Raw genomic sequence first — 17,633 nt, forward strand, 5'->3', positions numbered from 1 at the left:
GCGGCCCGGCGGGGTGAGCGAGGCGGCGAGAGGGCCGGCGCGGTCAGCGGAAGCGGTTGATGGCGTCCAGGTGGCGGGCGCGCAGCTGCGGGTCGGTGACACCGAGTCCTTCGCGGGGCGCCAGGCACAGCACGCCCACCTTGCCCTGGTGCAGGTTGCGGTGGACCTGGTGCACGGCCTCGCCGACGTCGGACAGCGGGAACACCTGCGAGAGGGTGGGGTGGATGCGGCCCTTGCACACCAGGCGGTTGGCCTCCCAGGCCTCCCGGTAGTTCGCGAAGTGCGTGCCGACGATCCGTTTCAGGGACATCCACAGGTAGCGGTTGTCGAACTCGTGGGTGTAGCCGGAGGTCGAGGCGCAGGTGACGATCGTGCCGCCCTTGCGGGCGACGTACACGCTGGCGCCGAACGTCTCGCGTCCGGGGTGTTCGAAGACGATGTCGATGTCCTCGCCGCCCGTCAGTTCGCGGATGCGGGTGCCCAGGCGCCGCCACTCCTTCGGGTCCTGGGTGTGCTCGTCCTTCCAGAACCGGTAGCCCTCGGCGCTGCGGTCGATGACGGCCTCGGCGCCCATCGCGCGGCAGATCTCCGCCTTCTCGGGGGAGGAGACCACGCACACCGGGAAGGCGCCGCCGGCCAGGGCGAGCTGGGTCGCGAAGGAGCCGAGTCCGCCGCTGGCCCCCCAGATGAGGACGTTGTCGCCCTGTTTCATCCCGGCGCCGTTGCGGGAGACCAGCTGCCGGTAGGCGGTGGAGTTGACGAGGCCCGGCGAGGCGGCCTCCTCCCAGCTCAGGTGGGGTGCCTTCGGCATCAGCTGGTTCGCCTTCACCAGGGCCAGTTCGGCCAGGCCCCCGAAGTTCGTCTCGAAGCCCCAGATCCGCTGCTGCGGGTCGAGCAGGGTGTCCCCGTGACCCTCGGCGCTCTCCAGTTCGACGGACAGGCAGTGCGCGACCACCCGGTCGCCGGGCGCCCAGGCGTTGACGCCCGGTCCGGTGCGCAGGACCACGCCGGCGAGGTCGGAGCCGAGGACGTGGTAGGGCAGGTCGTGGCGGCGGGCCCGGTCGTCGAGCCTGCCGTAGCGCTCCAGGAAGCGGAAGGTCGGGACGGGTTCGAAGATCGAGGACCACACGGTGTTGTAGTTCACCGAGCTGGCCATGACCGCGACCAGGACCTCGCCCAGGCCGGGTTCGGGGGTCGGGACGTCCTGGACGTGCAGGGTCTTGCGCGGGTCCTTGTCGGCCGTCGCCATTCCCTCGAAAGCATCGGTATCGGATTTCCGGACGACGGTCCCCCGGTAACTCTCCGGAATTCGCATTCCGGCGAAATCGGCGGCTGTCGCGTTCTCGGAGAGAACGGCACTCACTATTTCCTGCACAACCACTCGTTTCTCACTTATGCGGAGCGACTCTGCGGCATACCCGCTGTGCTGGGATTTCGTCAGTCTAGGGGCGGGCCTGTGCCCTTCCGCATCACCAGCCTTGGTAGTGGTCGCCGACTATTCAGGTAGGTGATGTGCGGCGCGGTCCGGCCGTGCCAGTGTCGGTCCGGTAGGCACGCGAAAGAGACGAGGTGCCATGCCTGAGCTGGACAAGCACACCGCCTTGCCCCTGACCGCCGCGCAACTGGAGATCTGGCTCTCGCTCCAGATTCTGGGAAATCCCCGTATCGCGTCGGTGGAGCGGGAGATATTCGGCCCGCTGGATCTGCCGGCGTTCGAGGCCGCGCTGCGGCGGGTGGTCTCGGAGACGGACTCCCTGCACACGTACTTCGTCTCCGACGGCCCGCTGGTGCGGCAGGTGGCGGATCCGTCGCTCGCCTGGGAGCTGACGGTCGTCGACCTGTCCGGCGCGCCCGATCCGCGCGCGGCGGCCGACGCCTGGGTCGACACCCACTGGAACCGCGCCTACCCCACCGACCGGGGGCCGCTGTTCCACTACGCGCTGCTCGTCCTGGGCCCGGACCACTTCCGGTGGCATCAGCAGTACCACCAGATCATGGGCGACATCTCGGCGTTCACCCTCGTCGAACGGCGGGTCGCGGAGGTCTACCGCGCCCTGGTGCGCGGCGAGGCGGTCCCGGACCCCGGATACGGCTCCCTGGCCGGCCTGGTCGACGAGGAGCTGGCGTACCAGGAGTCCGCCGACCACGACGCCGACCGGCGGTTCTGGCTGGCGCGGGCCGAGGAGGGCCTCAGCCCGTCGCTGCTGGCCGGCGGGCCCGGCGTCGGCTGGAACGCGGCCGAGGTGACCCGGGGTTGTGTGCGGGCCGGGCAGGTGGGCGTCGGGCTGGCCGGGCTGAACCGGGCGGCCGACGCGGCCGGGGTGCGGCGCTCCGCCGTGCTCATCGCGGCGGTGGCGGCGTACGTCGGCGCGCTGAACGGCACGGCGGACGTCGTGGTGAACCTGCCGGTGAGCGCCCGGGTGACGCCGGTCGCCCAGGCCACTCCGGGCGTGCTGTCGAACATCCTGCCGCTGCGGCTGCGCGTCGACGGTGAGGCGCCGTTCACCGCGCTCGCCCGGCAGGCGGCGGACGAGGTGCGGCGGGTGATGCGCCACCAGCGCTTCCGCAACGAGCACCTCGTGCGCGAGGTCGGCACGACCTCGGCGGGCCAGGAACTCCCGGGCGTCACCGTGAACATCATCTCCGGCGGCGACCTGGAGCTCGACGGCCACCCGACGCGGCGCGAGATCTTCTTCGCCTGCCCGGTCGACCTGATGACGGGTTTCTGCGTCAGCGGCGACCGGATGCTGGTGTCGTTCCTCGCCAACCCCGAGAAGTGGAGTGCGGCGGGTGTGGCGGGGCATCAGGAGCGGTTCCTGCGGGTGCTGGAGCAGGTGGTGGCCGATCCGGAGGTGCGGGTGGGTTCGGTGGATCTGCTGGTGGAGGGTGAGCGTGAGCGGCTCGACGGGTGGAACGCGACCGGGTGCGCGGTGCCGGGCGACAGCTGGGTGGAGTTGTGGCGCCGTCAGGTGGCGCTGACGCCGGACGCGGTGGCGGTGGTGGGTCCGGACGGGGACGAGGCGCCGCTGACCTACCGGGAGCTGGACGCGCGCGCGAGCCGGCTGGCCCACTGGCTGCGGGGGCGCGGGGTGGGTCCGGAGGATGTGGTCGCGGTGGCGGTGCCGCGCGGTGTGGAGATGGTGGTGGCGATCCTGGGGGTGCTCCTGTCGGGGGCGTCGTATCTGCCGCTGGATCTCGCGTATCCGGTGGAGCGGACGGCGTTCACGCTGGAGGACACCCGCCCGGCGCTGGTGCTGACCACGGCCGCCGCAGGTGAACTGCCCGTGGTGGCGGGGGTGGAGGTGGTGGCGCTCGACGGCCCCGCAGCCGCCGGGATCGCCGGACAGCCGGCCGCGGCCCCGGCCGTCGGACTCCGACCCGGGCACCCCGCCTATGTCATCTACACCTCGGGGTCGACGGGGCGGCCGAAGGGTGTGGTGGTGCCGCACCGGGGGGTCGTGAACTACGTGTCGTGGTTGCAGGCCGAGTTCCCGGTCGGGCCGGGGCACCGGTTGCTGCACAAGACGCCGGTGACGTTCGACGTGTCGGTACGGGAGCTGCTGTGGCCGCTGGCTGCGGGCGCGGCCGTCGTCCTCGCGCGGCCCGGGGGCCAGGGCGATGCCCGCTACATCGCCGAGCTGATCACCGCCGCGCAGGTCACGGGGGCGCATTTCGTGCCGTCGATGCTGGAGGTCTTCGCGCAGGAACCGGCGGCTGCCGGGTGCACGGGTCTGCGGTGGGTGATGTGCAGCGGGGAGGCGTTGCCGGCGTCGGCCGTGGCCCGGCTGTCGGCCGTGCTGGACGTGCCGGTCCACAACCTGTACGGCCCCACCGAGGCGTCGGTCGATGTGACCGCCTGCCGGGAGGTCACCGGTGAGGGCCCGGTGCCGATCGGCGGGCCGGTGGCCAACACCCGCCTGTACGTCCTGGACCCGGCCCTGCGTCTGGTCCCGCCGGGCGTGCCGGGTGAGCTGTACGTGGCCGGTGCGGGCCTCGCGCGCGGGTATGCCCGGCGTCCGGGGCTGACCGCCGGGCGGTTCGTGGCCTGCCCCTTCGAGCCGGGTAAGCGCATGTACCGGACCGGGGACGTGGTGCGCCGGCGCCAGGACGGGCGGCTGGACTACCTGGGGCGCGCGGACGACCAGGTCAAGATCCGCGGGTTCCGTATCGAACTCGGCGAGATCGAGGCCGTCCTGGCCCGGCATCCCGGGGTCGCGCAGGCCGCCGTCGCCGTCCACGAGGACCCCGTCGGCCGCCGTCTGACCGGCTATGTCACCCCGGTCGCGGGGAGCGTGCCGGACGGGCCGGAGATACGGGAGTTCGCGGCCCGCCATCTGCCCGAGCACATGGTCCCCGCCGCGTGCGTGGTCCTCGACGCCCTGCCGCTGACCCCGAACGGGAAGCTCGACCGCCGGGCCCTGCCCGCCCCCGACCTCGCCGCCCTCAGCGCCTCGCGCCCCGCCCGCACCCCCGACGAGGAAGCCCTGTGCGCCCTGTTCGCCGACCTCCTCGGCATCCCCGGTGTCGGGATCGACGACAACCTCTTCGCGCTCGGCGGGAACTCCCTGACCGCCGTCCGCCTCGCCGCCCGCGCGCAGACCCAGCTCGGCGGCACCCGCATCACCCTGCGCGACGTCTTCCACACCCCCACCCCGGCCGGACTGGCCCGTGTGCACGCCGACCGGCTCGATCCGGCGTGAGCCCGGACGCCTCTCCCCCGACCGCACCGTTCCCGAGCGAGGACCATGTCTGAGATCCACGATCTGAGCGACGCCGTGGCCAAGCTGATCCACGACGGCGACACCGTCGCCCTGGAGGGCTTCACGCATCTGATCCCCTTCCGCGCGGCGCACGAGATCATCCGCCAGGGCATCACCGACCTCACGCTGGTGCGGATGACCCCGGACCTCCTGTACGACCAGCTCATCGGCGTGGGGGCGGCCCGCAAGCTCGTCTTCTCCTGGGGCGGCAGTCCCGGTGTGGGCTCGCTGCACCGGCTGCGCGACGCGGTGGAGAACGGCTGGCCGCGCCCGCTGGAGCTGGACGAGCACAGCCACGCCGGCATGGTCAACCGGTATGTGGCGGGCGCCTCGCGGCTGCCGTTCGCCGTCCTGCGCGGTTACCGGGGCAACGACATCGCCGCACGCACCGGCTCCGTCGCCCCCGTCGTCTGCCCGTTCACCGGCGAGGAGCTGACCGCGGTCGCCGCCCTCAACCCGGATGTCACCGTCATCCACGCCCAGCGGGCCGACCGGGCCGGCAACGTCCAGCTCTGGGGTCTGCTCGGGGTGCAGAAGGAGGCGGTCCTCGCGGCGGACCGGGTGCTGGTCACGGTGGAGGAGCTGGTGGACCGCCTCACCCCGCTGCCGGGCGCGGTCACCCTGCCCGCCTGGGTCGTCGACGCCGTCGCGGTCGTCCCCGGCGGCGCCCACCCGTCGTACGCCGCCGGGTACAGCAGCCGCGACAACGACTACTACCGGGCGTGGAGCGAGGTGTCCCGGGACCGGGAGGTCTTCGGGAGCTGGGTCGAGGAGAACATCCTGCGCACGGAGGGGGCCACCGCCCGATGACCGCGACATCCACCGACGGGCTCGCCGTCACCGGGGACGAGCTGATGGAGGTCTGCGCCGCCCGGGCGCTGGCCGGGGCCAGGACCTGTCTGGCGGGCGTCGGCATCCCCAGCACGGCGGCCAACCTCGCGCGCCGCACGTACCATCCGGACCTCGTCGTGATCTACGAGTCGGGCGTCATCGGCTCCAAGCCCAGCCGGCTGCCGCTGTCCATCGCCGACGGCGAACTCGCGGAGACCGCCGACCTGGTGATCCCGATGCCGGAGATGTTCAACTACTGGATCCAGGGCCGCCGTATCGACATCGGTTTCCTGGGCGCCGCTCAGGTGGACCGGTTCGCCAACATCAACAGCACCGTCGTGGACCGCGGTCCCGGCCTGCCCGAGAAACGCCTGCCCGGTGCCGGCGGCGCGCCCGAGATCGCCGCGCACTGCGGCGGTGTCCTGATCGTGGTGCGGCACACCCTCCGCAACTTCGTGGCGAAGGCGGACTTCGTGACCACCTTCGGGCACGGCTCGGGGCCCGGTGACCGCGAGCGGTTCGGTCTGCCCGGCGCCGGGCCGGTCGCCGTCATCACCGACCTGGGCGTCCTGCGGCCGGATCCGGCGACGGCGGAGCTCGTCCTCACCGAGGTGCATCCCGGGGTGACGGCGGACCAGGTACGGGCCGCGACGGGCTGGGACCTGCGCGTCGCCGACCCCCTGGGCGTCACCGAACCGCCCACCCCCGAGGAACTCACCGCGCTGCGCGCCCTGAAGAACGCCGGCGAGCCGGCACGCGGCAGCGCCGCGAAACCCTGAAGAGAGAAGGAAACCCTGTGGCCGACAACCCCTTCGACGACGAGGACGGCACGTTCCTCGTCCTGGTCAACGACGAGAACCAGCACTCGCTGTGGCCCGCCTTCGCCGACGTCCCGGCGGGCTGGCACACCGCGCACGGCCCGGCCCCCCGCGCCGCCTGCCTGGACCACATCGAGCGCGAGTGGACCGACATGCGCCCCGCGAGCCTCGTCCGCGCCATGAGCGCGGCCGGCGAGGGCGACCGGTAGCGGTCGCGGCCCCCCACCACGTACGGAGACCCCCCATGACTGTGCACGGCATCGCCTATCTCGACCTCTACACACAGGACCGCGCGTCCACGATCGACTACTTCACCGGCCTGGGATTCGCGCGGGTCGCGGAGTCCCAGGACGCCGGCCGTTCCTCCACCTTGCTGCTCCAGGGCGGCCTGCGGCTCGCCGTGACGTCGGGACCGGCGGTGCGGGACTTCCTGGACCGGCACGGCGACGGCATCGCGGACATCGCCCTGACCTGCGACGACGTCCCGGCTGCCGTCGAGCGCGCGGTGGCCGCCGGGGCGACCGGCCTCGGCTCGCCCTACGGCGCGCCGGTCGTGTCGGGGTTCGGGGACGTACGGCACACCCTGCTGCCGCTTACCGAGGGCGACCCCGGCCGGATGCCGCCCACCGGCCGCTGGGTGCCCGTCGAGGCCGCCGCCCCGCCCTCGCCGCGGCCCGTCCGGCTGCTGGACCACATAGCGGTCTGTGTGGAGGGCGGCCGGCTCGGCGAGTACGCCGACTTCTACCGGGACGCCTTCGCCTTCACGCGCTATTCGGCCGAGTACGTGGCGCTCGGCGGGCAGGCCATGGACTCCGTCGTGGTGCGCGGCGCGTCGGAGAACGTCACCTTCACCCTGGTCGCGCCCGACCCCGACAAGGGCTCCGGCCAGCTCGACGCCTTCCTGGACCGCAACGGGGGTCCCGGCGTGCAGCATCTGGCGTTCCTCGTCGACGACATCGTCTCCGCCGTACGCGGGCTGCGGGGCGGGGGCGCGGACTTCCTGAGCACGCCGGACAGCTACTACGACATGCTGAGCGCGCGCCTGCCCGACCTCGCGGACCGGATCGAGGACCTGCGGGACGCCCAGGTGCTCGCCGACAGTGACGAGTGGGGGCATCTGATGCAGCTGTTCACCAAGTCGCCGTTCGAACGCAACACCCTCTTCTTCGAGCTGATCCAGCGTCAGGGCTCGCGGGGGTTCGGCAGCGCGAACATCCGAGCCCTGTACGAGGCCGTCGAGCGCGACCGGCTCGCCGCCTCGTGACCGGCCCCGCCGGCCGTGCCGCGGCCGTGGACATGCTCACCCTGACCGACTACGCCGGGCGGGCCCGCACGATGCTGCCGGGCAGTGTCTGGGACTTCATCGAGGGAGGCGCGGGCGAGGAACGCACCCTCGCCGCCAACCGGGCGGCCTTCGACCGGGTCCGGTTGTTCCCCCGGGCGCTGTCCGGCACGGACCGCCCCTCCCTCACGGCCACGGTCCTCGGCCGTACCTGGCGCACCCCGCTGGCCGTCGCCCCCATGGCCTACCACCGGCTGGTCCACCCGGCCGGCGAGGTCGCGACGGCGCGGGCCGCCGGGGCCGCCGGGGTGCCCCTGGTGGTGAGCACGTTCGCGAGCCGCACCTTCGAGGACATCGAGGCGGCGGCCGGCGGCCCGCTGTGGCTCCAGGTGTACTGCTTCCGGGACCGCTCCCTGACCCGGGACCTCGTCGCACGCGCCGAGAGCGCCGGCTTCGAGGCCCTGGTCCTGACCGTCGACGCCCCCATCCTGGGCAGCCGCCACCGGGACCTGCGCAACCGCTTCCGGCTCCCGAAGGACATCGGGCCCGTCAACCTTCCCGACGGCGAGTACTCCTCCCCCGGCGACCACGCGCGCGCCGAGTTCGCGCCCGCCCTCGACTGGTCGGTCGTCGAGTGGCTGCGCGGCGTCAGTTCACTTCCGGTGCTGGTCAAGGGGGTTCTCACGGCGTCCGACGCACGGCTGGCGCTGTCCTCGGGGGCGGCCGGCATCGTGGTGTCCAACCACGGCGGACGCCAGCTGGACGGCGCGCCGGCCACCCTGGAGGTGCTGCCCGAGGTCGCGGCGGCGGTCGCGGGTGCCTGTCCGGTGCTGCTGGACAGCGGGGTGCGCCGGGGGACGGACGTCCTGGCGGCTCTGGCGTCCGGGGCCGACGGGGTGCTGGTGGGCCGGCCCGTCCTGCACGGCCTGGCCGTGGCGCGGGAGGTCGGCGCCCAGCATGTGCTGGACATCCTGGCGGGCGAGCTGGCGGACGCGATGGTCCTCACCGGCACGCCCTCGGCCGACGACGTGGCGCCCGCCCTCCTCGGCCCGCGGCCCCCGGCCACGCCGCCGCGCCCGTCCGCCCCGGCCCCGCTCCCCGCCCACGACCTGCGCAAGGCGGACCTGCACGGCAGTCTGCGGGACCCGCTGCTCGACACGATGACCTTCCTCAACGAGATCACCGACCGCTACCCGGCGGCCGTCTCGTTCGCTCCGGGCCGTCCCTACGACGGCTTCTTCGACACCGAGGACGTCTTCAAGAACCTGCGCCGCTACCTCGACCACCTGGAGGCCGCCGGCGCCTCCCCCGACCAGGTGCGCTCGTCCCTCTTCCAGTACGGTCCGACGGCCGGCCAGATCCGCGAGGTGATCGCCGACTGGCTGCGTGAGCACGAGGGCATCGACGTCCCGGCGGCATCCGTCGTCGTGACCGTCGGCTGCCAGGAGGCGCTGCTCCTGGCGATCCGCGCCCTGATCTCGGGCCCGCAGGACGTCCTGCTCGTCTCCAGCCCCTGCTACGTCGGCGCCACCGGCGCGGCGCGGCTGCTGGACGCCGAGGTGACCGCGGTCCCCGAGGGCCCGCAGGGGCTGCGCTGCGCCGACGTGCGGGCGGCCGTGCGCCGGGAGCGGGCGCGGGGGCGCCGGCCGCGCGCCTTCTACCTGGTGCCCGACCACGCCAACCCGTCCGGGGCGACCCTGCCCCTGGCCACGCGACGGGAACTCCTCGACCTCGCGGCCGGCGAGGACTTCCTGCTCCTGGAGGACAGCCCCTACCGGCTGGTGAGCCCCGGCGAGCGGCTGCCGACCCTCAAGTCCCTCGACCGCGACCGGCGGGTCGTGCACCTGGGTTCGCTGGCCAAGACCCTCTTCCCGGGAGCCCGGGTCGGCTTCGCCGTCGCGGACCAGACCGTCGTGGACGAGACGACGGGTGCGCGGGTGCTGCTGGCGGACGAACTCGCCAAGCTCAAGAGCATGGTGACGGTGAACACGTCACCGGTCACGCAGGCCGTCGTCGCGGGCATGCTGCTCTCCGCCGACGGCCGTGCCACGGAGCACGGCGTGGAGGCGGCGGCCCATTACGGCGAGGCGATGCGGACCGTGCTGGAGCGGCTCGACGCGGCCTTCCCCGCGCCGGAGCGGACCGCGCTCGGCGTCGGCTGGAACAGGCCCACGGGCGGTTTCTTCCTCACCGTCACGGTGCCCTTCACCGCCGACGAAGCGGCCCTGGCCCGCTCCGCCGAGGAGTTCGGGGTCATCTGGACGCCCATGTCCTACTTCTATCCGGACGGCGGCGGGGAGAACGCGCTGCGGCTCTCGGTGAGTTACCTCTCGCCGCCGGACATCGCCGAAGGGATCTCCCGTCTGGCGCGCTTCATCACGTCGCAGTGCGCCGCTCCAGCCGCTTCGCGAACATGAGGGCCCTCGCATGGAAATGGACATGGAACACGACATCAGCTCGCTCGTGGACGGCGCGACCTACCGGGCCGGGAACCCCTTCGAGGTCTGGCGGTGGATGCGCGAGAACGCCCCGGTTCTCGCGCATGACGCCGGGGAGTTCGGCCCGGTCTGGTCGCTGACGCGGTACGCCGACATCAAGGCGGTCCTCCGGGACGCGGACACCTTCACGTCGTCGTCCGGGATCCTGCTGCGGCCGGTGGCGCAGGGCGACGACCCGGGCAGCGACAAGACGCTCGCGCTGTCCGACGACGCGCGGCACGCCACGCTGCGTTCCGCGGTCGCCGGGTGGTTCGCGCCGCGCAATCTCCGGCTGCTGACCGAGTCGATGGAGACCGCCGCGCGCGCCATCGTGTCCGAGGCGGTGTCGGCGTCCCGGGTCGACTTCGTCACCGAGGTCGCGGCGCGGCTTCCGCTGGACGTGGTGTGGACGTTCTTCGACATCCCGGCCGGCGACCGGGCGGCGGTGACCGGCTGGTCGATGGACGCGTTCTGCGCGACGAGCGCGGTCGAGCGCAGCATCGCGCATCTGGAGATCCTCGAGTACTTCAGTTCCCTCGCGCTCAAGCGGCGCGAACGGCCGGGCGACGACCTGGTGAGCGTGCTCGCCGGGATCGAGTTCGAGGGCCGGCTCCTCCCGCTGGAGGAGGTGGTGCTGAACTGCGACAACCTGCTGGTCGGCGGGACCGAGAACGTCCGGATCGCGCTGTCCGGCGGCATCCACTCGCTGATCGGCCACCCGGATCAGTGGGCCCTGCTCCAAGGCGACTTCGACCGGGTGATCCCCACGGCCGTGGACGAGATCCTGCGCTGGACGGCCAGTGCCACGCACCTCGTGCGCACCGCGCGCCGGGACGCGGAGATCGGCGGGCAGCGGATCCGGCGCGGTGACCGTGTGGTGCTGTGGCTGCCCTCGGCCAACCGGGACGCGGACGAGTTCCCCGACCCGGACCGGTTCGACCTGACCAGGACGCCCAACCGGCACCTCTCGCTCGGCAGCGGGCCCCACCACTGCATCGGCGTCCAGCTCGCCAAGCTGGAGATCCGGGCCGTGCTGCGGGAGCTGACCGGCCAGGTGCACCGGCTCGTCCCGTACGAGGAGGCCGAACGCCTGGACTCCATCGTCGTCAACGGATTCCGTACGCTGCCGGTCCGGTTGGAGCCGCGCGCGTCGGTCCCTGTCGCGGAGTGAGTGTCCGTGCGGGGTCGGGGCGGCGTGACGGACGTACTGGGCACGGTCCGCGACGGGGTGAGCTGATGCGCCGGGGCGGGCTGTGGCGGGACGCGGACTTCCGCAACCTCTGGTTCGGGCTGACGGCGTCGCTCTTCGGAGCCCGGATCACCGCGATCGCCGTCCCTCTCATCGCGAGCCGCACGCTGCACGCCACCCCGCTGGAGATGGGCTCGCTCGTGGCGATGGAGTACCTGCCCTACCTGGTGATCAGCCTGGCCGCCGGGGTCTGGCTGGACCGCCGGCCCAAGCTGCCCCTGCTGGTCCTGAGCGACCTCGTCCGCGCCGGTCTGCTCCTGGCCGTTCCGGTGGCCTGGTTCCTCGGCGTGCTGTCGGTGCCCCTGCTCCTCGTCGTGGCCCTGTGCATCGGGTCGTGCACCGTCGTCTCGGACATCGGCAGCACCGCGTACCTGCCCTCGCTGGTCGGGCGCGATCAGCTGATCGAGGGCAACAGCAAGCTGGAGCTGAGCAGTTCCGCCTCCGGCATCGGCGGCAACGCGCTGGGCGGAGTGGTGCTCCAACTCGTCTCGGCGCCGCTGACGCTGCTGTTCAACTCGGCGGCGTACCTGCTGTCCGCAGCGTTCACCGTCCGGATCCGGCACCGGGAGGCGAAGCGGCGGGTCCACGACGCGCGGCCGGGTGTGCTCCAGGAGGTCCGCGAGGGCGTCCGGGCGGCCTTCGGGCATCCCGTGATCCGCAGGATCGTCCTGGCCACCACTGTCTTCAACTTCTTCACCTTCGTCATCGAGCCGGTCCTGCTGCTCTTCCTCACCCGGACCCTGGACCTGCCGGCCGTCTCCATCGGCCTCGTGTTCTCCGCGTCGGGCGCCGGGGCGCTGGCCGGTGCGCTCGTCGCCGGCCGGGTCAGCCGCCGTCTGGGGCCGGGCCGTACGGTCGTCGGCTCGCTGCTTCTGGCGGGTCCGGCCGCGCTGCTGATCCCGGCCACGGCTCTCGCGCCCTCCCGGGCCGCCCCCTTCATGATCGTCGCCGTGTACTTCGTCAACTCCGTGATCGTGATCGTCTACAACGTCAACCAGCGCAGTCTGCGCACCGCCCTGACCCCCGACCGGCTTCAGGGCCGGATGAACGCCTCGATCCGCATGGTGGTCATGGGGGTGGCACCCGCCGGGGCCTTCCTCGGCGGGGCGCTCGGCACCTGGCTCGGCACGCTGCCGGTCCTCGTCCTGGGCGCCGCCGGAATCATCGTCGCCGGCTGCTCCCTGCTCCTGTCCCCCGTCCGGGCGGTCGCGGCCCTCCCGGCCCCGGCGGACGCCGGCTCCGCGCCCCGGGTGCCCGGCCGGGCAGGCCCGTGAGGAGCGGAGCCGCGTACCGCCGTGACCGGCGCCGTCGGTGTCAGCGGCCGTCGGGCTGAATCCTCGTCAGGACGGCCTGGGCGACCGCCGCCACCTGATCGCCGAGGTAGAAGTGCCCGCCGGGGAAGACCGTCAGGTCGAAATCACCGGTCGTGTGGTCCCGCCACGCCTCCAGGTCGTCGTAGGTCAGGTCTCTGTCCTGGTCGCCGAAGAAAGCGAAGACGGGGCAGGTGAGCGCGGAATCCGGCCGGCAGGAATACGTCTCGCTGGCGGTGAAGTCGCCGCGGATGGCCGGGAGGAAAAGGCTCAGCACGCTGTCGTCGGCGAGAACCCCGGAATCCGTCCCGTTGAGTCTCCTGACTTCCTTGAGCAGTTCGATGTCGCTCAGGAGGTGGAACCGCTCGGCACGCGGGCGTGACGGGGCACGCCGCGAGGAGACGAAGAGAGCCGAGGGCGCGTCGCCCCGTGTTTCGAGGCGCCGGGCGACCTCGAAGGCGACCGCCGCTCCCATGCTGTGCCCGAACAGCACCAGGCGCCGGCCCGGCAGCGGGGCGAGGGCATCGACGATGTGATCGGCCAGCGTCTCCAGACTGTTCACCGGGTCCTCGTTGATCCGCTCCCCGCGCCCCGGGTACTGCACGGCGCAGACCTCCACCGCGGGCGACAGGGCGGCGGACAGCGAGTAATAGGAACTGGCCGATCCGCCCGCGTGGGGAAGGCACAGCACCCGTGTCCGTGCTTCCGGTGCCTGATGGAACCGCCGTATCCACGCATTGTCTTCCGGCTCGACAGCCGACATCCCTTCATCTCCTTCTTGTCGACGTTTTCCCGGGTTTCCCTGGTCTTCCGGGGTTTCCGGGGTTTCCGGGTTTTCCTCAGCGGGCGCTGGCGTCGTCCCAGACCCGGACGAGTTCTATGCGCGAAGTGACGCCGATCTTGAGAAACACCTTCCGCAGGTGGAAGGCCACGGTGTGGCGGGAGAGGGAGAGCTGGGAGGCGACCTGGCTGTTGGTGAGCCCTTGGGCCACCAGTTCGGCGACCGCGGTCTCGGACCTGGTCAGGTTCTTCACCTCGCTGCTGGGGAGAGTGGGCCAGCGCGTGGCGCGGCTGCGCACCCCGAGGTTCCACAGCCGGTTCTTGACGCGCTGGACGTCGCGGAAGGCGCCGACCGCGAGGTAGGCGTCGCCGCTCCGTTCCAGCACCGGGGCGATGTCGTCCACAGTCTGCCGCTGTTGGTGCATCAGCACCGCGATGTCCTCCAGAGCGGACGCCCGCGCCCAGGAGTCCTTGTGCGTTTCGACAGCGCGCCACAGGTCGCCCGGATTCCGGGACTCCAGCCCCTTCGCGTGCGAGGCCGCCGCGCGCAGCGAACGGATCCGCGGGTTGGCGACGGCGAGCCGCTGCGCCGCCTCCGCGCCCTGGCGGGCCAGGGCCTTCTGGTCGGTCCTCAGCGCCAGCCGCACCAGCCAGGCCGCGGCTTCGGGGTGGGAGACGAGCACGCTCCGGCTGACCGGGCCGAAGCCGACGAGTTCCGCGACGAGCGGTGCGGCGGCCTCGGCGCCGTAGGTGGCTTCCCGTACGCGCGCGGTCGCCCAGGCGGTGTGGCCCGCCCAGCCGGAGGCGCGCCCCATGAGCGCGTCGTCGGTGAGCTCCTTGACGTACGACGAGGTGGCCTTCAGGTCACCGCTGCGCAGGCTGATCAGTGTCAGCAGGAAATGCGCGACCGGCCACGCGGGGCAGGGGCGTTTGACGCGTTCCAGCAGGCTCCTGCTCAGCACGGCCGAGACTTCCGTCTCCCCGCTCGTGTAGGCGAGCAGAGCGCGGGCGGCCATGAATTTCACCAGGTCGCTCTCCCTGTCGTGCGGGTCGGGCAGGTCCTGGCGGTACAGGATTTCCCGTGCCCGGTCCAGTTCCCGAACGTGCGCGAATCCGCTGGCGAGGAATATCTTGAAGTTCACCTCGCAGTCGCACGCCGGGTCTTTCGACGCTTTCCGAAGGGGATTGGCCAGCGCGTCGAAGCCGCGCTCGGGCCGCCCTTCCCGCCATTCGAAGGCGGCTTGCTGAAAGCGTTGATACAAGTCACAGCCGTTGCTGGTCGAACCGACGGAAAGGCATCGGAAAGCATCCGACTCGAGGTCACTCAAAGGGGGGAAAGACATGCCGACTCGTCCTGAATTTTGAAGAGTTAGAGAAACAGGAAAAGGCCGAGGCCGGTCGGCATAAGCGGGATGACATCTCCGACAGGAGAAAAGAAGGCACGCTAAATCTCCGTTCAAACAAGTGGGGGGTAACGGAGTTATGGCAGAAAAGCCTGGACTCTTGAAGTTTCTAGCACGCTCGCCCACCGAACGCCCATGATCCACATCACAGCGCGCAGAAGCGCACCTGGCTTGACAGGCCGGAAGCTGCCCACCCGCCACGCTTCCCGCTCTTGAGACTTTGAACATCCTTTGACATCAGGTGTCTTACGCAGCTCATCGCTCGGGGCGAATGATCATCGACGGCGGCAGCTCCCCCAGCCTGAGCACGGGCTCGCTCAGCGTGGCGTGACGTGCATGGTGAACCGGACCTCGGTGGAGCCGAGGGTTTCGGTCACCTGCCAGCAGCCGGGTCCGCCGAAGCCGATGACCGTCGGCCACCAGTGCCGGCCACCCTCGGCGGTGGCGAATCCACCGGTACCGCCGCGCACGGAGCCGGATCCGTCCAGTCGTTCGGCGTCGACCCGCGGGGCGCCCTTGCGATCGGTCACCCGCCCCTGGCCGTCGAGGGTGATCGACACGTACTTCATGCGGTACCCAGGTGCGGTCATGGCATCCGGAAGACGGGGTTTCGACACCCACAGGTCGCCGGCGCCGTACCACTCGGCCTTCCTGTCAAAGGCTCGCACGGCGGCCGGTACGGAGGCGGAAGGAACCGGTGCGGTGTGGGTGCAGGCCGCGTTCGTCGCGTCGGTGGCAGCGGGCCGGCTCGCCGAAGAGGACGGCGGATCCGGTGGCGGTGAATCCGACGTCGAGCAGCCGACGACCAGCAGCACCAGTAGGCCCACCCCGGATGCCGCTCCTCGTGCCATCCGCCTTCGCATACGCGTCAGTCTTCCACCGCTGTGCGCTCCTGACGAACCCTCTTCGTCCTGGGGCCGACTCGTGGACGGTGCGCGGCCCGCGCTGAGGGACAGCTCAGGCCAAGTCTTCCGCCGCGATGCCGTCGCCATGCCCGGACGGCCACTCCGCCAACTCGATCCGGCAGCCGTCCGGGCCCGTGAGCCACGACATCTTCGGGCCGTGCGGGCGTCCGGACACTCGGCGGGTCCGGGACTCAGGCTGGACGACATGGCGCCGACTCGCTCAAGGGCGGGTCCCCGCACCGTTTGCGGCCGGTTCGGGTCCGGCTCCTGCTGCGCCGGACTCCTGGTAGCAGCAGTGCTCGCCTGTCGGGTGGTGGACGGTCAGGCGGGCCGGGGCGTCGTCGACCAGGGGCAGTCCGGCTGTTCCCGGCAGGATCCGCAGCGCGGGATCCGTTGCGCAGCGCTCCACGGATCCCGGGTCTGGGTGTTCGCGCCCGTCTCGGTCCGGAGGTGGGCCGAGTCGGGATCCGGCGGGAGACGTCGATCAGACTCACGTCCTGACGGCGCAGCAGGTCTTCATGCAGGCGGTTCCACAGCCCGGCGCCGGACCAGCTCAGGAAACGCCGGTGGGCCGTGGACTTCGAGACGCCGAAGCACGGTGGCAGCGACCTCTTCCACGGAGAGCCGTTCGGGGGACGTCCGGTGCCGAGGTGTGCGGCGGGCGGGAAGCCGGCCTGCCGGCGGGCGGGAAGCCGGCCTGCCGGCGGTCGGCCGGCGCCATGGGTGAGCCGGAGTTTTTCCACAGGGGTGAGCACGTTTCATCCAGGCCCGTTCATGATCGAAGCATCAAGCTACGAGGTGGGCGGGGCCGGAACGCGCAGTGGAGTGGAAGATCCTCCGGAGTGCCCAGGGAATCGGCCGGTGCCTCCTACGCATTGGGGAGAACGGACCTCTTCGGCCGGCGGAGAGGTCCTCGCCCTCCAGACAGCACCATGGCTGCTCGGGCTGGGACGGACCCGAGCAGCCACGGTGCTGATCGATGTGCTGCGGCGGCTCCTTACCGGTTCAGGGTGCAGGTGGCGAGGGAGTTGACCTGCCGCTGCCCGGCCGTGCCGCCGACCGCGTTCACGATGCGGCTGATGGCGGCGACGCGCTTGTCCTTGAACGGGTTCAGAATCGCGTTCCGCGCAAAGTTCGCCCCACCCTGACCCGCCGACGACGCAAGACGGTTGTTCGCCTCCTGAATGTGCGTCACCAGAAGCGCCAGATCGCGATCCACCGGTGCCTTCGCCCCAGCGGGGACAGCCTGGAACTGGGCCGCGACGTCCGGACAGTTCACGGTGTTCGCGGCGGCCGATTTCGTGGAGCTGGATTCATCGCTCGATCCGGGCGTCTGCCCGGCCAAGGCGGTACCGGCGATCACCGCCCCGGAAAGCACGACGGCGGCTGCGCTGCCGATCATCGTGATACGGCGCTTGCGGTACTTCGGAAGAGCCCTGGACATACCCGTGCCTCATTCTGGTTCAGGGGGTGGTATCCGTCGCTGGTCGACCGGCCGGATTCTCGAAACGCGGCGCCTGCGTTCGGGGACAAGTACGCGGGCACACACCTCCTGACTCAACAAGTCACGAGATTTCTTCGAAATTCCTTCGAGAACGTCTCCTGTCAGCGTGTCCCAGGTGGCAATCGAGTGTCACCGGTAAAGCCTTCTCCGTCGCCTCCCCCAAAGTGATGAGGCCGGTTCCCTCCTTTCTGATGAGGTGAGTGCGCCCCCTGTCCCCCTAAGACTTGTCCCGTAAATGATCTCTGACATGGTCGGTGACCTGCTCGTTTCTTCGTCATCCGGCCAGTGTGAGGTTGTGCAGTCGGGCGATGCCG

13 protein-coding genes are annotated in these 17,633 nt (G+C 71.4%); 8 read left to right on the top strand and 5 right to left on the bottom strand.

The annotated features are described in order from the left end of the window. Window positions 1-43: 43 nt before the first annotated feature. A complete protein-coding gene (gene ccrA, locus PV682_RS41440) occupies window positions 44-1,315 on the bottom strand; it encodes a crotonyl-CoA carboxylase/reductase (RefSeq protein WP_407705828.1) in 1,272 nt (423 codons plus the stop codon). Window positions 1,316-1,574: 259 nt separating this feature from the next. Here ccrA and PV682_RS41445 point away from each other — a divergent pair, with 259 nt between their 5' ends. The 8 genes from PV682_RS41445 to PV682_RS41480 all read left to right on the top strand — a co-directional run bounded on the left by PV682_RS41445 (window position 1,575) and on the right by PV682_RS41480 (window position 12,691). Beyond that, complete coding sequence (locus PV682_RS41445; protein ID WP_319737753.1) at window positions 1,575-4,700, top strand: amino acid adenylation domain-containing protein; 3,126 nt, start codon at window positions 1,575-1,577, stop codon at window positions 4,698-4,700. A gap of 45 nt (window positions 4,701-4,745) precedes the next feature. Next, window positions 4,746-5,570, top strand: a complete 825-nt coding sequence (locus PV682_RS41450; protein WP_319737754.1) for a CoA transferase subunit A — start codon at window positions 4,746-4,748, stop codon at window positions 5,568-5,570. Further along, window positions 5,567-6,370, top strand: a complete 804-nt coding sequence (locus tag PV682_RS41455) for a CoA-transferase subunit beta (protein WP_319737756.1) — start codon at window positions 5,567-5,569, stop codon at window positions 6,368-6,370. The genes PV682_RS41450 and PV682_RS41455 overlap by 4 nt, the downstream gene beginning before the upstream one ends. Window positions 6,371-6,387: 17 nt before the next feature. Next, the gene (locus PV682_RS41460) at window positions 6,388-6,618 is read left to right on the top strand and encodes an MbtH family protein (RefSeq protein ID WP_319737758.1); all 231 of its coding nucleotides are present in this window, start codon (window positions 6,388-6,390) and stop codon (window positions 6,616-6,618) included. A gap of 35 nt (window positions 6,619-6,653) precedes the next feature. Beyond that, window positions 6,654-7,673: a 4-hydroxyphenylpyruvate dioxygenase gene (gene hppD, locus PV682_RS41465; RefSeq protein WP_319737759.1), complete on the top strand. Its 1,020-nt coding sequence runs from the start codon at window positions 6,654-6,656 to the stop codon at window positions 7,671-7,673. After that, window positions 7,670-10,108: an aminotransferase class I/II-fold pyridoxal phosphate-dependent enzyme gene (locus tag PV682_RS41470; RefSeq protein WP_319737762.1), complete on the top strand. Its 2,439-nt coding sequence runs from the start codon at window positions 7,670-7,672 to the stop codon at window positions 10,106-10,108. The genes hppD and PV682_RS41470 overlap by 4 nt, the downstream gene beginning before the upstream one ends. Before the next feature lie 22 nt (window positions 10,109-10,130). Next, window positions 10,131-11,339, top strand: a complete 1,209-nt coding sequence (locus tag PV682_RS41475) for a cytochrome P450 (RefSeq protein WP_319737763.1) — start codon at window positions 10,131-10,133, stop codon at window positions 11,337-11,339. Window positions 11,340-11,404: 65 nt separating this feature from the next. Further along, a complete protein-coding gene (locus PV682_RS41480; protein ID WP_319737764.1) occupies window positions 11,405-12,691 on the top strand; it encodes an MFS transporter in 1,287 nt (428 codons plus the stop codon). A gap of 40 nt (window positions 12,692-12,731) precedes the next feature. On the opposite strand, the gene PV682_RS41485 is transcribed toward PV682_RS41480, so the two are convergent. From PV682_RS41485 to PV682_RS41505, 4 genes are all read right to left on the bottom strand, one after another. After that, window positions 12,732-13,490, bottom strand: coding sequence for a thioesterase II family protein (locus PV682_RS41485; RefSeq protein ID WP_319737765.1), 759 nt, complete (start codon window positions 13,488-13,490; stop codon window positions 12,732-12,734). Window positions 13,491-13,566: 76 nt separating this feature from the next. Next, window positions 13,567-14,649: a helix-turn-helix transcriptional regulator gene (locus tag PV682_RS41490; RefSeq protein WP_319737766.1), complete on the bottom strand. Its 1,083-nt coding sequence runs from the start codon at window positions 14,647-14,649 to the stop codon at window positions 13,567-13,569. Window positions 14,650-15,227: 578 nt separating this feature from the next. Beyond that, window positions 15,228-15,500, bottom strand: coding sequence for a hypothetical protein (locus PV682_RS41495; RefSeq protein ID WP_319737768.1), 273 nt, complete (start codon window positions 15,498-15,500; stop codon window positions 15,228-15,230). Between the two features lie 1,312 nt (window positions 15,501-16,812). After that, complete coding sequence (locus PV682_RS41505) at window positions 16,813-17,259, bottom strand: hypothetical protein (protein WP_319737769.1); 447 nt, start codon at window positions 17,257-17,259, stop codon at window positions 16,813-16,815. Between the last annotated feature and the right edge of the window lie 374 nt (window positions 17,260-17,633).

The organism is Streptomyces niveiscabiei (genome assembly GCF_033794345.1).
GTDB classification, from domain to species: domain Bacteria; phylum Actinomycetota; class Actinomycetes; order Streptomycetales; family Streptomycetaceae; genus Streptomyces; species Streptomyces niveiscabiei.